The 15759-nt window shown below is 61.4% G+C and carries 10 protein-coding genes, 1 tRNA gene and 1 pseudogene; 6 read left to right on the top strand and 6 right to left on the bottom strand.

Translation table 11 applies throughout. The annotated features are described in order from the left end of the window. Nucleotides 1-42: 42 nt before the first annotated feature. Nucleotides 43-119 (top strand) — tRNA-Met (locus J4E08_RS24155). Nucleotides 120-672: 553 nt separating this feature from the next. Here J4E08_RS24155 and J4E08_RS24660 read toward each other — a convergent pair. The 4 genes and pseudogenes from J4E08_RS24660 to J4E08_RS24175 form a co-directional block, all read right to left on the bottom strand. Then, nucleotides 673-1633 (bottom strand): annotated as a pseudogene (locus J4E08_RS24660) (ATP-binding protein). A 29-nt stretch (nt 1634-1662) separates the two neighbouring features. Continuing rightward, entirely contained in the window at nt 1663-1809 is a 147-nt protein-coding gene (locus J4E08_RS24165; RefSeq protein ID WP_349540698.1) for a hypothetical protein, read from the bottom strand. A gap of 353 nt (nt 1810-2162) precedes the next feature. Continuing rightward, the gene (locus tag J4E08_RS24170) at nt 2163-3785 is read right to left on the bottom strand and encodes a GMC family oxidoreductase (protein ID WP_349540689.1); all 1623 of its coding nucleotides are present in this window, start codon (nt 3783-3785) and stop codon (nt 2163-2165) included. Between the two features lie 49 nt (nt 3786-3834). Beyond that, a complete protein-coding gene (locus J4E08_RS24175) occupies nt 3835-4278 on the bottom strand; it encodes a sugar dehydrogenase complex small subunit (RefSeq protein WP_349540690.1) in 444 nt (147 codons plus the stop codon). A 133-nt stretch (nt 4279-4411) separates the two neighbouring features. Between J4E08_RS24175 and J4E08_RS24180 the strand changes: the two genes are divergently transcribed. Further along, the gene (locus J4E08_RS24180; RefSeq protein WP_349540691.1) at nt 4412-4624 is read left to right on the top strand and encodes a hypothetical protein; all 213 of its coding nucleotides are present in this window, start codon (nt 4412-4414) and stop codon (nt 4622-4624) included. A 243-nt stretch (nt 4625-4867) separates the two neighbouring features. Here J4E08_RS24180 and J4E08_RS24185 read toward each other — a convergent pair whose 3' ends face one another. Together J4E08_RS24185 and J4E08_RS24190 are read right to left on the bottom strand one after the other, a co-directional pair. Beyond that, a complete protein-coding gene (locus J4E08_RS24185; protein WP_349540692.1) occupies nt 4868-6058 on the bottom strand; it encodes a surface lipoprotein assembly modifier in 1191 nt (396 codons plus the stop codon). A gap of 8 nt (nt 6059-6066) precedes the next feature. Then, nucleotides 6067-6828: a hypothetical protein gene (locus J4E08_RS24190; RefSeq protein ID WP_349540693.1), complete on the bottom strand. Its 762-nt coding sequence runs from the start codon at nt 6826-6828 to the stop codon at nt 6067-6069. Between the two features lie 216 nt (nt 6829-7044). On the opposite strand from J4E08_RS24190, the gene J4E08_RS24195 reads away from it, so the two are divergent. The 4 genes from J4E08_RS24195 to J4E08_RS24210 all read left to right on the top strand — a co-directional run bounded on the left by J4E08_RS24195 (nt 7045) and on the right by J4E08_RS24210 (nt 14611). After that, complete coding sequence (locus tag J4E08_RS24195) at nt 7045-9216, top strand: sensor histidine kinase (protein ID WP_349540694.1); 2172 nt, start codon at nt 7045-7047, stop codon at nt 9214-9216. After that, entirely contained in the window at nt 9213-9863 is a 651-nt protein-coding gene (locus J4E08_RS24200) for a LuxR C-terminal-related transcriptional regulator (RefSeq protein WP_349540695.1), read from the top strand. Before J4E08_RS24195 ends, J4E08_RS24200 begins: the two co-directional genes overlap by 4 nt. Nucleotides 9864-10526: 663 nt before the next feature. Further along, complete coding sequence (locus J4E08_RS24205) at nt 10527-13721, top strand: autotransporter domain-containing protein (RefSeq protein WP_349540696.1); 3195 nt, start codon at nt 10527-10529, stop codon at nt 13719-13721. A gap of 122 nt (nt 13722-13843) precedes the next feature. Then, entirely contained in the window at nt 13844-14611 is a 768-nt protein-coding gene (locus J4E08_RS24210) for a DeoR/GlpR family DNA-binding transcription regulator (protein WP_349540697.1), read from the top strand. Nucleotides 14612-15759 lie beyond the last annotated feature (1148 nt).

Consider the following 15759-nt stretch of genomic DNA (forward strand, 5'->3'; position numbering starts at 1 on the left):
TAGTAAACTCAGATATCTCTCTATACCTTGTCCGACCATTGGCGCGGGATGGAGCAGCCCGGTAGCTCGTCAGGCTCATAACCTGAAGGTCGTAGGTTCAAATCCTACTCCCGCAACCAACAAATACGACCAAGCCCTCGCCTCCCGCGGGGGCTTGGTCGTTTCCGCGTCCCCCAACGCCAGAATGCCCGCCAGATCTCCACTGAGCTCGATCCGGTGCCCATCGGGTGCGTCTGCGGCAGGGACCATCCCTGACCTGTTGCCCAGACCCGAGATCAACGCCGCCACATGCTCGCGGTAAGTCACAGCCATCGACGGGTGGGTCAGGATCGAAGCCGGGGCAGGGGAGGCGGAAAGCCTCCTCTCCAGCCTTTGTCTTTGCTGGTCCAGCTCGATTATCCGGTCTTTGACCTGCTCCGCCGGAACACCTGCGATAATGGCCTCCACCAGCTTTCGGTGATCACGTTTGGTCTGGGCCAAGCTGCGTTCCAGCGTTTCTCTCGCGCCCTCCGCCTCTCGGCGCAGCCGATTGCGTTCTTAGGCATGGGTCTCGCAAAAGACCGCAAGCGCCTCTGGATCCATCAGGTGGTGGCTCAGCGCTCTTGATTGTCACAGAGAACTGCCCCGGTATTTTCACCGAGATTTGACCCACCCTCACTTACGCGTCGTGGTTTATGACGCAGTCGATGCTTTGGTCTCCCTTGCAGTTTTCTTTGCTGCCTCGGAACTGGCCTTGACGCGGAAGCTGTCGTTTCCGGTTTCGAGGATGTGACAGCGGTGTGTGAGCCGATCGAGGAGTGCGGTGGTCATCTTTGCTTTGCGTCGCCGAAGACCTGCGCCCATTCTGAGAAGCTGAGGTTTGTGGGGATGATGACGCTGGTGCGCTCGTAGAGCTTGCTGAGCAGATGGAAGAGCAGCGCCTCGCCAGATGAACTGAACAGCAGCTAGCCGAGTTCGTCTATTACCCGGCAGGCGATTTTGCTCGCAAAATCTGCCGAGAGGGCAGGATGACCAAGTCGACTTTCGTCAGCATCTCAGCCAGTGTCCCTGCCTTTCCAAGCGCCGTCTCCTGCTCCAGCGCGTCGACCAATTCCACGGTCGAGAAGAAGCGCACCTTACGCCGGTGATGTTCGATGGCTTGGACGCCGATTGCCGTGGCTGTGTGGCTCTTGCCCGGTCGTCTATCGAGGCGCCATTGGGTCGAGCCCAATGGACGACGGGCCGCCGATCAAAACGACATTCTCGGCAGCTTCCCCTCTCATCGTTTGCACTGCAAACGACTGCCGGGCAATGGATGAACTGGCATCGGTGTCGCTGCCGCACTGTCGCTTCGTTGATCCCGCTCGATGCAAAGTCGAAGCGCGTCAGGTCCTTGTATGCTGGGGTAAGGCGGAGAAAAAACAGTCCGGGGGACTGTTTTCCCGCCGAACGGCGACCTTCGTGTGATCGGCGATAGACCGTACCTCGCGTTCGGCAATCTCTGCCTTGAGCGGCTGTGAAAGCATTGGCGTGGCAGCTTCGAACGCTGGCGCGCCTTGGGCGACCAAGTTTTCAATCGCATGTGCCATGCCATAGAGCTTGAGACTGCGTGAACCATGATGACGATAGAGGCGCGTGCAGGGTCATGACGCATGGTGCTTCTCCTCAGTCTGTCGCAACCCGTCAGCGATCGACGTTGGCCTCTGGCGTTGTTTGCAATGCCAGAGCGTCCGGCGGATCGACCTCGGGGGGATCTGTCAGTCTGGGCGTCTTGACCTTCGGTTCCACCGCGCCTTCACGCAGATACTTCGTGATCGCGTTCCGAGACAAACCCGTCCGCCGGGCAATCTCCTGATTGGCATTTTGTCACGCAATGCCCAGCGTCGAATGACACTCGAGAATCCTATGTCGATCACTCCAAATCCCCCCAACCAAAACCGTCAGGGAAGTGTGTTCACATGGGTCAGGTCTCAGTGACAATTTATGGGGCTACCGGATCAGCTCTCAGGGGCAATCAACAATAAATAACCAAACATCTCGCCGGTTTGGGTGTCTCACTTCGCGCATGTGCATTTTGTGTCACTGATGCCGAAAGCAAGGCGACACTGGAAAGACAGGCACGAACTAAAAACGGCGCTGCGCTCAGTGCCGTTTTCAGCTTCGCTCTGCCAGAATGGCGAGCGTCAAAGATCCTTGACGCTCGTTGCGATTGCATCGACCGCGCGCAGCGACAGTGCGGCAATCGTCAGGGTCGGGTTCGCCGTCGCGGACGTGGGAAACGTGCCCGATCCCAGCATGAAGAGATTTTTGTGATCGAAGCTGCGCAGATCGGCATCCACCACCGCAGTCTGGGCGTCCAACCCCATCCGCACCGTGCCGATGATGTGACCCGCGCCTTCAACAGCAGGAGAATGGTGGATGTCCGACGCATTCATGGCCTCGAAGATTTCGTCATGTGCCTCTTGAGCTGCGGCAAGGCCGGCCAAGGTGTAATCTGAATAGTCGTAATGTATGCGCGGCATCGGCACGCCGTTCGCGTCTCGTCTGTCTTCATCGAGCGTCACGCGGTTTTCGGCATCGGGCGACTGCTCGACCAGCGAGCTGATGCGTATCTGCCGCGAGGTCGCCTCCCGTATGGCGGCGTCAAGCTCGGCTCCACGCAGGCCGGAATTGGCAAGGTCTGCCGCCGTAGACTCGGGCGCGCCGGTGGGCCAGCTGTGACCGTCGTTTGCGATTTCGATACGGAACGCCGCCCGCTCCTTTCGGAAATCGCCATCGCGCAAGTTCTCGACGCCGGAGGTCGAGAGCGGTCCGCGAAAGGGAAAGACCGGCTCGGCCGTCGTCGCCCAGCTGAGCTTCGAGGGATGGTCCATAAGGTTGCGCCCCACCTGATCGGAACTGTTTGCGACGCCGTTTGCAGCCCCCTCCTGAGCGGAGTTCAGCAAAAGGCGCGGCGTCTCGATGCCATGGGCGGCCAGAACGACGACAGTGCCCGAGGCCGTGCCCGTGCTGCCATCGGAGCGGCGAAATTCGACCGATGCGATCCTGCCATCAGTCTCGAGGTTCAGCCGCGTCGCGGTGGTTTCGTCATGCACAGTTGCCCCGGCATCCTCGGCAAGGCGCACGTGGACGGTCGCATCGTATTTGGCCTGGATGGGACACACGGGAATGCACGAGGCGTTGCCGCAGCAGGCCGGGCGGTTCGCGTGAAATGCCGAGTTTCTTCCCTGCGGCGTGGAGCGCATCTTGAACCTCGTGCCGTCGAGCGCAGCGCCGACATGCTTGTCGAGATATGTGACCGGAATTTGTTCCATCGGATAATCTCCGGAACGCGGCGAGCCAAGATCTTCGCTGCTGTCGCCGGCGACGCCGATTTCCTGTTCGGCCGCCAGATAGAACGGCTCCAGTGCGTCATACTTGATAGGCCAGTCGACCGCCTGACCGTAGAGAGAATTCAACTCAAAGTCGGCGGGCACGTTGCGCAAGGTCGTCCCCAGCCAGTGCCAAGTCGTACCGCCAACCACCTTGATATATGTGGATTTGAACGTCTCCGGACCGGTCTGATTGTAGAAGTCATTCGGCTTGTGGGTGAGAGGATGCTCTGCCGTCGGGTCATTCGGGTAGGCGGATTCAGGGACCTTGATCTTGGCGTTCCAGAATTTCTCGACCGCGTCGTAGCGGTCGATGCGCTTTCCGCTTTCCAGAAATGCGACTTTGAGGCCCTTCTGAGCCAATTTTGCGCCAGCCAAAGCGCCGGCGATGCCGGTGCCGATGATCAGAACGTCTGCCGTGATATCGTTAGCCATTATGAGAAGCCTTGAATGTGAGTGTATTGGGTTGGGCGAAGGTTGCGCATCACGCGTCTGGCGCGTTTCCCCAGTAGCCCATTTCGCCGCCGCAGACGGCCTGCGGTTTGGTGAAATCCATCGCGTCCCACATCAAGGCGTCGGTATAGCTCACCACCTTTAGATCGTCAGGATCAGGGGAAATTCCCGAATACCAACTGGCCACAACGGAATTGGCGAGGTCGCGATCCTCCGCGCCGTCCGCCAATTTGGCCAGATCCTCCGCGCGGTTCGTGGCGGTGAAGGCTTTGAAAAAGTCTGTCCCGATGCTTTCGGACAGCTGATTGCGAGCGGTCAGTTCTTCAGAGAGGCGCAGAAATGCGTCGACGTCGAACTCTGCCGCGAAGGCTTTGGCCGGCCATTGCGAAAGAGCCATGACGGGCAGTGCCGAGGCGGCGGAGAGCAGACCCCTGCGCGTGATGGTTGCTGACTGCGCGGCGTCTGTTCGTGACATGCGTCTCACCCCTTATCTGGTTCTCGGATCAGCGCCCAATGCGCCTGATACAACAACGCGCGTCAGCCAACATTCGTTCCGAATGAAGCACTTGAGTGCCGGGGCTCGCTGAAAACAGGCGCTCTATCCCGAGATGACCCGGGATGCCGCGTTGACAGGCAAGCGTGGCCGTCTAAGGGCCGACAATGCTCTTGGCATCCCCGACCTGCCTGACCACCGCCCTGTATTTCAGAGCGAAATGTCCGGCATCAGGCAGCACGCGCATCCAAGTTTGCAGCTTCTACCGTTCGGTGAAACGGACGATGACTGGAGTGCTATTTTATGCGCTGAGATTGCTCAACGTTGAGAGGTCTTGTGCAGACCGGGTGAACGCCACCATCGCGCTCGGCTTATGCAAGCAGCGCAGTCAGGAACAAAGGAACAATGTCCCCTGCTGACGGCCGCTGCAGGCTCCACACTTCTGAGTGAGATGGCTGAGGCAACAGCAAGTGTCTGTATTCAGAGCCAAAAGCCACGCATCGCGACCGAGATCAGCGTACCCAGAGCTCAGGGGAAACGAGGTGAATGACGACAGCTTTGGTCCAGCTTCTCAGAAATTCCTTGTCAAACCTATGGACAGGTACTGATTGTCATGGCGCGCGAGCGGTATGTTCGACTGGTTCTTTTCTGCGCCGAGGATCACTTTTGGGGCAAAACTGCCGATCCGAAAATCGCGATGGTAGACAGAAAGCGCAATCGCGGTTTTGCGGTCTTCACGGGCGACGTCGAAGAAAGGTTCTTTTCCCCGGCGACGGTCCAGGTGGTGGGAAACTTCGGCCGAGGTCATCAACCCACCTTTCCAGGCATAGAGGGCCGTGGCGGCAATACCCGCGCGTTGACCGGTGAGCGTGGGCAGACCGCCGCCTGTGTCTTCGAGGTACCCTGCAAGGTCGAGACGCGCGTTGCCGTTCAGTGCCAGCGTGTAGCCACCGTACAACAGCGTACGATGGCTGTCGGGTTGCATGGTAAAGGCTTCGATCTTGCTGACCTCGACGCCAGCATTCAATCTACTTCGACTGCCGATCAATTGGCTGTACTCGGCCCAGACACCAGTCGAGCTGGAATAGGCGTCGTCCGCCACCCAACGGTTGCCATGTAGCAAACCGAATGCAAAAGCGGTGCGTTGGTTGGGTCTGTACTGAAAACCGGCCCGGCCGGTCAGCTGCGTGTCCCGCAGACTTCTTTCTTCATTGTGTTTCACGTATGCGGACAGCGAGACGAGGCCGCTCCACTTTTCCGAGAGCGCCTGCGTGTAACCGATTTCGGCATTTGTGATCAGGCTGGCGCCGGGCTTTGCCCGCGAATCGGGGCGCAGAACGAATTGCATCCCGTTTGCGGCGACCGTTCGATCACGGGTTTGTCCATTGGCGTTGGATTCCGATTTCATCTCAAAGCTCAGCGCCCCTGACCAGGCGCTTTGCGCTTCTATGGCTGCCAGGAATTGGGTCACCAATTGCGCTTCGGAAGGAGACAGGCTTGCGCCGCGCACTTGTTCGAGCTGCCATTTGGCCCGGAATGGGCGCTCAAGCCTGTATAAAGCGAGCGCCAGCTCAAAACGATAATGTTTGTTGTCGGGGTGCGCTGAAACAAGCTGCTCCAGCAAAGGCAGAGCAGCGCGCGTCTGCCCGGCTTCCATAAGCTCCAGCGCGGTAGTCCAGGTATCCGGCGCGGCATTTGCCCCGTCGGGCTGAGTGCAAATCGCACCCAGCCCCAGAAGCAGAATGGCAATCAGACGCCGCATGATGCCCACTACTTGTCAGCCCAAAGGCTGCCGCCGGTGGCGATCGTCGAACCTCCACCGGAGGGTGTGATCGTGGTCTGATGGCCGCCGCCCATCTTGGCGCCGCCGGCCTCTTTCAAATTGCCGCTGAGGATCATGCGCGCATCCCCCGACAAGGACCCGGTCGGATCACTCAAGGTACCGCGCAGGGTCGCCGTGGCACTGGTCAGAGTCCCCACGCCGGTCGACGTTGCAGTCACCAAATTTACATCGCCTGCAATCGCGCTGGCGGTGCTCAGTGTGCCTCCGATGGAGGTCGCGGTGCCGTTCACCTCACCGGCAAAGTTGCCGGCCGTCGCGGTGACCGGGTTGGTTGCACCGGCATCGAAATTCACGGTCATGTTCAGGTCACCGACGACGGCTTCGGCTGTGTTGCCCGCATTCGCCTGGGTCAGCATGGAGATTTCGCCGGCGTAATCGGCGGTGCCAGTGAGTCCGGTCGCTGTAGGAACGAGCAGGTTGTAGTTCAGAGCTTTGGCATCGAAAGCGGCGAGGCTGCCGGTCCCGGTCGGCGTGCCGCCCGATGTCGTGCCGCCGCCACCGGTCGATGTGCCACCTCCGCCCGATGTCGTGCCGCCGCCGCCACTCGATGTGCCGCCTCCGCCCGATGTCGTCCCCCCGCCAACCGCGGTTCCCAGCCGGCCGGGCGATCCACTGCTTCCGTCACACGCGCCAAGCGTCATCAACGCCACACCTGCCGCCGCTATAGTCATCACTTTCAAATGGTTCATGCTACCTGTCTCCCCACAGTGTTGCCTGAAGCGCCCCTCTCTGGCGCCGCGAATCCGGCGCCTCTCGTTGCGGGCGCTGGTACTTGCTTGCCGCCAACTGCTTGCCTTTGGCACTCCCCTGTTCAGGGGGGCGCTCGAAAACAGTTGCTATCGACGGCAAAAAAAATGTTTCATTTGCGTTAACGTGGATGTGCCATTTGATTCAGGTCAGACGAGTTGAAGTTTTTTCACACCCCAGGGCTGCTTTTTCTGGCCTGCACATTGGTCAGCTTCGTGCTCGCAGCATTTGTTGCGTATGTCGCGATGTCCCAGCCGTGGATTGGTCTCTCGCTGGCCACAGACAACAGCCGCGGCGCCGTTACTCTTCACGCCAGCGGCCCCGTTCCCGAAGACTTCATCGGCTTCGCCTTGGCGAGCGTTCAGGCCGAGGGTCAAAATCCGATCACCGTGACGTCTGACACGCTGATCGAAGAGCCTGACATGATCGCTACCTTCGAGGGCCTCCGCAGATTCTACACCAATCAGGGCGCGATATTTCGGGCGCTCCTGACCGGGGAGGTGACACTTGCCTTCCGCGCGCCGGGCGCTGCAGACACTACGATTCCTGTCGTGGTCGAGGTCCAGCAGGCCCGCCCCCTCAGCAGCTTGCCGCTGAAGTTCTGGACGCAGCTCGGCGTGGGGGTCGTCGGCTTGGTGATCGGGTTCTGGCTTGTAAGCCTGCGCATCCGCGATCTTGCTGCGTGGATGGTTTTGTTGACCGGGGTCGGGCTTGCGCTCGCGGCTTGGACTGCCAGTGTCTACAGCACCCGCGAAATCGCGCTGGATTATGCGACCTTCAAGATCGCCAGCCACATCAACGGCGTGGGGACGCTGGTGTTCGGGATTGGCATGCTGACCCTGTTCCTGATCTATCCCAGGCGGATCGTGCCCCGCCTGCTTGTCCTTCTGCCCACCCTCGCGATCGGCAGTATGATAATCTTCATTCAGGTGTACGATTGGCCGCGCCATGTCGGTCTGCTACAGGATGCGGTCGCCGCGACCATGCTTGCGCTGCTCATCGCGATTGCGGTGCAGGTTTTCGTCAACCGTCACACTCCGACCGCCCGTGCCATGTTGGGATGGCTGGGCGTGGCCGTCTCTGTCGGAGCAGGCGGATTTGTCGTAACGGCAATTCTGCCGACGATGTTGGGCCAGAGCGTCTGGCTGGCGCAAAGCACGGCGTTCCTGTTTTTTCTGATCATATATGTGGGCATTGCACTTGGCGTCGCGCGCTATCGACTGTTCGACCTTCCGATCTGGTCCTTTCGGATGTTGTTCTACGGGGTTGGCGTTGTTCTGCTGCTGTTGCTGGACGCGGCACTGATCTTTGGTCTTTCCGTGGATCGCGCCCCTGCCTTGGGCATGTCTCTTGCGATCATAGGGGCGGTGTATCTGCCCCTGCGAGAACGTGCCGGCGCGTGGTTAAGCCGCGACCGGACGATGCCGCCAGAAGTGATTTACCGGCGTATCACAGAGATTTCTCACGCCATGGACCCCCAGAAGAAGCAGGAAGAACGCCTGAACTTCTGGCAGGACGTCTTTGATCCGCTCTCGATCGACACAGTGACGTCTGAGGCCCCGGGCGACTGCCGCCTCGAACAGGATGGGGCGGCGCTTGCGCTGGCTCCGGTCTTCGGGCTGCCGCCACTGCGGCTGTCATGGGCCAGAAAAGGCACGCGGCTGTTCTCGTCGCGGGACCTTCAGCGGGCCCGGACATTGAGTGCATTCATGGACACGAGCCTGCGGCAGAACCAGACATACCTGGATGCCATCGCCTCTGAACGGAGGCGCATCAATCGCGACATGCACGACAACATTGGCGTATTGCTGATCGGTGCCTTGCGTTCCGACAGTCAGGAAAGAAAGAACGATCTGATCCGGCAAACACTTTTCGACCTGCGCGAGATCGTCTCCAACCCGAATCAGGATGCCCACCCGCTCGGCCACATCGTTGCGGATCTTCGTGCGCAAGTGTCCAGACATCTTGAAGACGCCGGCATTGCGGCTGAGTGGCAGGCTGGGCCTTTCCCGCATGTCGAGCTGAATACAGCCCTGGTTCAAACCCTGCGCGCTTTGATGTTGGAGGGCACGAACAACGTGATACGCCATTCCGGCGCAACTCAGGTCATGTTCCGTATCACATATGATGCGCCAGACCTGAGCGTGATGATCATCGACGACGGATCCGGTTTCAGCACTGAGGCTGCTCGCCCCGGCAGCGGGTTGAAAAACCTCGCCGAACGGGTGTCGCAGGTATCTGGCACCTTTGATCTGGAACGCACGACCACCGGATCGGTCCTGTCAGCACGACTGCCCTTGGTTCCAACAGAAGCGAGTGCTGAGCGTTGAAGCGTATCCTGATCCTTGAGGACATTGCAGAAGCCCGAAATTGGCTGGAAACGATCGTCCTTGAAATCTATCCGCAGGCCGAGGTTGTGACGGCGTCACGCGTCGCGGTCGCCAGAACGCTCGCCCTGCAACCGATCGACCTCGCCCTGATCGACCTGGGCCTGCCCGACGGATCCGGCCTTGAGGTCTTGCGCATTTTACGACGGAGCAACCCTGCTGCAATCAAGGTCGTGACCACGGTCATGGGCGACGATGCAAGCATCGTCTCGGCGCTGGCAGCCGGAGCCGACGGGTATCTGCTGAAGGAAAGCAAAACCTCGATGCTTGTGCAGCAGCTGCAGCAACTGGGGCACGGTATCCCCGCAATTTCGCCAGCGATAGCCCGGCGTATCATGCAACATTTTCGTCTGACCGGCCCTGTCACCACCATCGAAGACCGCCTGACTGCGCGAGAAACCGAGGTCCTCTCTCTGATCGCCAGCGGGCTGCGCAACGCCGAAGTGGCGCATGTGATGAGCATCGCTGAGTCCACCGTGGCAGGCTATATCAAGGTCGTTTACCGCAAGCTTGGCATCAGTTCGCGCGCCGAAGCCGCGTGGCACGCGACGCAACTTGGGCTACGCTCGGGCGGACCGGTCGAGGACTGAAAGATGCTGATCTTGAACCAGCAACGTCCTGATAAGTTGCCTGTTGGTTGTCAAACGTGGAAGCCGGGATGGAGTTGTCTCGAGAGCCCGAAAAGCAATATCTTGTTTTGCGTCATTTCAAGGCGCGCTCAAGTTCCCCGCTAAAATCGGGCGAAGTTCCGGCGAACCACATGACATGACGGAAAAAGCCTGCTGAAGCGGGCTCGGTAGACGAAATTTTTGAGCGGGTTCAGGCAGATTTCCGGACAGGGCGCAAGGATCCGACGTCAACTTAAAGGGCACAGCCTCCGGGCTTTCCTGCATGGCGAACCCCTGAGGTCAGCTCCTCCTGTATGTCGGTAAACATGTGCTCTAACTGTTTGGCGCCTCGCTGACAGGCACAGCTGTCACTGCAAAACCTTGAGGGCACCGTGGGTATTCCCGGTGACGGTGGCATCATACCTCAGGGTCCCGGCGGTGCCCGACGGCTCTCCCCTGAGCCACCCCGTGTTGGCATGTGAACATGGCGCCCTCCAGCCAATCATCAGTGCCGACAGACAGGCGATAAAGGAAATGTCTGTAGTTTTACATTTTGTCACCTAACCGACATATCAACATGGCAATCCTCCGCTCGCGATGGAATCGCACGGGCCCCACCAGCCCGGTCCAATTTTTCCAATCCCGATGGATACCATGCAGAACAAATTCTCCTTTTCACGCTCCGCACGGCGGCTCACGCGCGCCGGCCGCGCCGGGCTTCTCGGTAGCGTCGCTGCTGTCGCTTTTCTGACATCGCCTGCGATCGCGCAGGACCAAAGCACGCTGCGCGTGCTCACCATGAACACCTGGGGCGACCAGTTCCGGAACGACCTCGACGCCATCAAGGACGTCTTCGTTAACGGGAACTACGACATCATCGCCTTCCAAGAGCTCTGGAGCGAACAGTACCTCAGCGGCCTTCAGCAGATCCTCCGCGATGAGGGGCTTGGCGAATATGAGTTCATCAAACAGGGCGATACAGGTGTGCTCAGCCGCGTCGGCGGTGCGTTCGGCACGAACACGCAGGGCGACTCGGTGGCCTACCAGACGGCGCAGCCCGGCGGCGGCGTGCCCGACACGGTCGTTGGTTCCGTCCACCTCGACTATCGCGACCCCTCGCAGACCCGCCTGAACGAAGTGCGCGGCATCACCGAATGGGTTAAGTCGACCGGTGGCCCGGTCATCCTGACCGGCGACTGGAACGCCGGTGACACCTCCGAGCGCGGCTTGCACCGTGCCTCCCAGCAGAAGCTGATCCTCCAGAACTACCTCAGAAGCGGCAACAGTTTCTACGAGACACTGCTCGACGAATACGCTGTCGATGCCGACGCCATGCAGGCTTTCATCGACGCCAACCGCGGCGCGCGCCTGTCGCTCGACGACATCCCGGACGATCTGTTCGCGGAGGAAACCTATCCGGTCGAGCACAACACACCGGTCACGCTCAACCTGCTGAAGAAGGACTTTATCCTCCTGCACGGCGCAGACCGCGAAGGCTTCGAGCCGCACGACTTCGACGACGGCGTCACCACCTGGCCCTCGGCCGGAGAGGACGCCACCAACACATGGCCCAGCTGGGACCGCGTGCGCATCGACCACTTCCTTGCTTCACGCCCCTTCGGCAAGTGGTACAAGGTGGCCGACGCAGCCGACGATGCCTACACCGGCACGCTCGACCAGGTCGACGTGACCGAGGACGGCACCGCCTACACCGACCACGAACTTGTCGCCCATGACCTGCGCTGGGTCGGCCCCAAGCTCGAGACCTACGGCGCAGACGGCGACGAACAGACCCGCCTTGTCTGGAGCGACGAGGCCACCACCTTCGACGAAACCGGCGGCGAATTCACCCTCACCCGCAACAACATGCGCGACGACGTCTACCTCGGCCAGATCGCCGACGAGAACGGCGAACCCGTGCTCGACTGGCTGACCGCCGAGGAAAAGAAGACGCTGCTCGACTGCACCACCGACGACCCGCGCCTGCAGGCCGCCGTCGCCGAATATTGCATCGATGACCACAGCTTCATCGGCGAAACCTTCGTGACCGCCGGCGGCACCGTCGTGGTGACCGAGGACGCGGCCCTTGGGGATGCCGATGCCACCCTGCGCCTCGACAACGGCGGGCTTGCCGTCGAAGGCGCACAGATGGGTGCGCTCGACCGCGAAATCTCGCTCGAAGGCACCGGCGGCTGGCTCGACCTCCGCGACGCGGCGGCAGCCGTGACCACGGAACGTGACATTTCCGGCACCGGCGCGCTCTCCAAGCGCGGCGCGGGCGTCCTGGTTGTCGCGGGCGACACCACCTACACGGGCGAAACCACCGTGGACGGTGGCGCGCTGATCGTGAACGGCTCGACCGCGGCCTCCGCGCTCACCACCGTCAACGACGGCGCACGTCTTGGCGGCAGCGGCACAACCGGCAACCTCGCCATTGCGCAGGGCGGCACACTGGGCGCAGGCAACAGCATTGGCAGGCTCTCCGTCGCCGGTGACCTGAGCTTTGCCGAAGGCTCCACCTTCGAGATCGAGGCCAACGCCGAGGGCGAAGCCGACCACGTGGACGTGACCGGCACGGTCGACATCCAGGGCGGCAGCACCGTCGTGATCGCCGAGGGCGGCAATTATCTGCCCTTCACCTCCTACGAGGTGCTGACCGCCGAAAACGGCATCAGCGGCAACTTCGACGGCGTAAGTTCCTCGCTGGCCTTCCTGGACGCTGGCCTGACCTACGGCGACACCAGCCTGACGCTGGCGCTCGACCGCAACGACACCGCCTTCGACAGCGTCGCCTCCACCCGCAACGGCCGCGCCGCGGCCCGCGCTATGGAACCGCTGGGCATGGGCAACCCGCTGTTTGACAGCGTCGTCATGCTGGGCGAAGCCAGCGCCGACACCGCCTTTGAGCAGATGTCGGGCGAGCTTCATGCGGCCACCATCGGCGCTCTGGCCGAACAGTCCGCCGCAGTCACCGACAGCGCCGCCGACAAGCTCCGCAGCACACGCGACGGCAGCGAAACCGGCGTTCAGTTCTGGTTCGAAGGCTACGGCGCAGGCGCCGACATTGACGGCACCGACAGCCGCGACGTGTCGCGCTCGACCTACGGCACGCTCTTCGGGGCCAATGCCAAGCTCGAAAGCGGCCTGACCTTCGGCTTTGCCACTGGCATCGGTCAGGGCGAGACTAGCCTCGACGGCCTGCGCGGCGAGGCGGAAACCGACGACCTGCACTTCGCCCTCTCGGCGGGCCAGCGCTTCGGTGCCACGGCCTTCAGCGTCGGAGCCAGCTACACTCGCAGCCAGGTTTCCACGTGGCGTGATGTGTCCTTCACCGGCTTCGACGAGACGCTCAAGGCCGACTACGACGCGGACACCACGCAGGTCTTCGCGGAACTGTCGCACCGCTTCACACTGGGCACCGCGATGCTCGAACCCTTCGGCGGCCTCTCGCATGTCCGGGTCGAGACCGACGGCGCCTCGGAAAATGGCGGTGATGCGGCGCTGCGCTTGCAGGACTCCGAGTTCGACGCCAGCTTCGCGACGATCGGCCTGCGCGCCGAAAGCGCCTTTGACGCGGGCACCACGCCGCTGCGTCTTTCGGGTGCGCTGGCTTGGCGCCACGTGCTCGACGCCTCCGACCCCGAGGCGGACCTCGCCTTCGCCGGTGGCAGCGACTTCTCGGTCGCCGGGACCGGCCTTGCGGAGGACGCATTCGAGATCGGCCTTGGCGTTGCCATGGACCTGAGCGACAGCGCGGTGCTTTCGGTCGGCTACGACGGCGCCTTCGGCGAAGACGGCCAGTCGAACGCCGTGAACCTCGGCGTGCAGATGCGTTTCTGACGACGCCCACCCGTCACGAGACGCGAGGCCGCGGCACCCACAGCCGCGGCCTCCTTTTTTTCTCGAAAAACAACAGACCTCGCGTGTATCAAGTCAGGACAGCGAGGCAGGAGACCGGGGCAATGGATACAGACAGGAAGGGAACCCGCCAGCAGCGCCTGATGGAGCAGTTCGCGGCCCAGAGATACATCTCGATCGAAGACATCGCGCGCCGCTTCTCGGTGACCACGCAGACCGCGCGCCGTGACATCATGGAGCTCGAACGCCAGGGCCAGGTCCGCCGCCTTCACGGGGGGGCCATGCTGGCCAACTCGGTCGAGCCCGGCGAGCTGCGCCGACGCCGCGTGACCAACTCGCTCGCCAAGGACCGCATCGGCGCCCGCGTGGCAGACCTTGTCGAGGACGGCGCCTCGGTCTTTCTCGACACCGGCACCACCTGCGAGGCCGTGGCCCGCGCGCTCGTTGCGCGCGAGAACCTGCGCGTGGTCAGCTACAGCCTGCGCATCGCTGCCTTCCTGCGCGAGGTCACCGATTTCACCATCGCCATCCCCGGCGGCTTTGTCCGCCAGGTCGACGGCGGCGTCTTCCAGGAACAGGCGCGCTCCTTCATCTCGGGTTTCAAGTTCGACCTGGCCATCCTCTCGGTCTCGGGCATTGACGAGGACGGCGACCTCGGTGACGACGACGAGGCTGAAGTGGAAAGCGTGCGCACCGCCATGCAGCATTCCAGCCGTGTCCTGCTTGCCGCGGACGGCAGCAAGTTCGGCTACCGCGGGCTTGTCCGGCTGGGCAGCATCGGGGACGTGGATACCATCGTCACCGACCGCCCACCGCCCCCGGGCATCGCGGCGCTTGCGGAACAGGCAGGCGTAGACCTGCACCTCGGCTGATCCACGCATGAGGCTCGACAGAAGGGCGCGGTGCCAATCGGTGGCCCCCCGTCACCGACCTCGCACCAGCCTCGCCGGCCTGACGCCGACGCAAGATGCGAACCGGTCAAAGAAAGAGCCGGTGTTCTGAAAAACATCTGACGATCCTTTTCCCCTGTCCCGGACGGATGTGTTCCAGGGCTTTCGTGACAGGGGTGCCAAGGTCAGGGTCGCGCGCCAGCAGCCGCTGCCCCTCATTTTGATGCAATGTGCACCTGACCGGCAGGATGTTTCCAAGGGAAATGTTCCGCGAGGTTGTATCTCGCAGCGGCCCCAGCTGTGGTACCCGCTCCAGCTCTGCCAGAGTGCTCGACCCATATTATTGATGTCCACCCAGAAGGGACCCGGGGTTTCCATCCATGAATAACTCACATTCAGGTTATGTTTCGGGCGTCAGGGAGAGGCATCGCAGACATCATTCCACAGGTCGCGGCGGCGTCACCCTCGCAATGCCGCTGACGGACGACACATTTAGGTTGATCGGCCGGGCCGGCACAGAGGTGCGAGATCGACCGGAACTTCGAGGGCCAGTTCTCGCCCTTCGATCTCATCGACACCGACGCGGCGCAGCAACTCGAGGCAAGGACCAAGGCCGGGTTGAACCGCTGATCTTTATGATGGCTCCGATCCGGATCAGCCCGTGGCAATTGATCGCTCCACGCCGAAGGGGCCCGCCGACATGACCGGCCCAAAGCTGATGCTCACTGATAGGCAGATACCGCGCTGCCGTATACTTATTGCGGTCATTCGTTCATCGCGCAGAACATTCGGAGTTCGAGCGGCAAGAGCGCAGCCCATTCAACTCTCACTTGTTACAAATGAGTGGATGTATTCTTTGGTATATTCGTATGGGTCTGACACGTACCTTTGAGCAACATCAGCTGGATCATCCGACCAAGCGTGGTGAGACCACTTCCATTTCTTGGTACCTTCGTACTCGTTGAAAGAACCCCACCCGGATCGGCGTTCTTTAGAATTGCACGGCGCTGTTGCGCAAATCAGCTGACGACCGCATTTCCCCTTTCCCCGGACACACTTATCCCATGGCTACGGTGAGCGGGATGCCGAGGGCCGTGAAACGGTTCAGGACTGCCATCCGGATCTGGATC

The organism is Sagittula sp. NFXS13 (genome assembly GCF_040148795.1).
Classification (GTDB): domain Bacteria; phylum Pseudomonadota; class Alphaproteobacteria; order Rhodobacterales; family Rhodobacteraceae; genus Sagittula; species Sagittula marina.

Excerpts from the sequence above, each read along its gene's own strand:
- J4E08_RS24170 (WP_349540689.1), bottom strand. The coding sequence starts at position 3,785 with ATGGCTAACGATATCACGGCAGACGTTCTGATCATCGGCACCGGCATC.
- J4E08_RS24175 (WP_349540690.1), bottom strand. The coding sequence starts at position 4,278 with ATGTCACGAACAGACGCCGCGCAGTCAGCAACCATCACGCGCAGGGGT.
- J4E08_RS24180 (WP_349540691.1), top strand. The coding sequence starts at position 4,412 with ATGACCCGGGATGCCGCGTTGACAGGCAAGCGTGGCCGTCTAAGGGCC.
- J4E08_RS24185 (WP_349540692.1), bottom strand. The coding sequence starts at position 6,058 with ATGCGGCGTCTGATTGCCATTCTGCTTCTGGGGCTGGGTGCGATTTGC.
- J4E08_RS24190 (WP_349540693.1), bottom strand. The coding sequence starts at position 6,828 with ATGAACCATTTGAAAGTGATGACTATAGCGGCGGCAGGTGTGGCGTTG.
- J4E08_RS24205 (WP_349540696.1), top strand. The coding sequence starts at position 10,527 with ATGGATACCATGCAGAACAAATTCTCCTTTTCACGCTCCGCACGGCGG.
- J4E08_RS24210 (WP_349540697.1), top strand. The coding sequence starts at position 13,844 with ATGGATACAGACAGGAAGGGAACCCGCCAGCAGCGCCTGATGGAGCAG.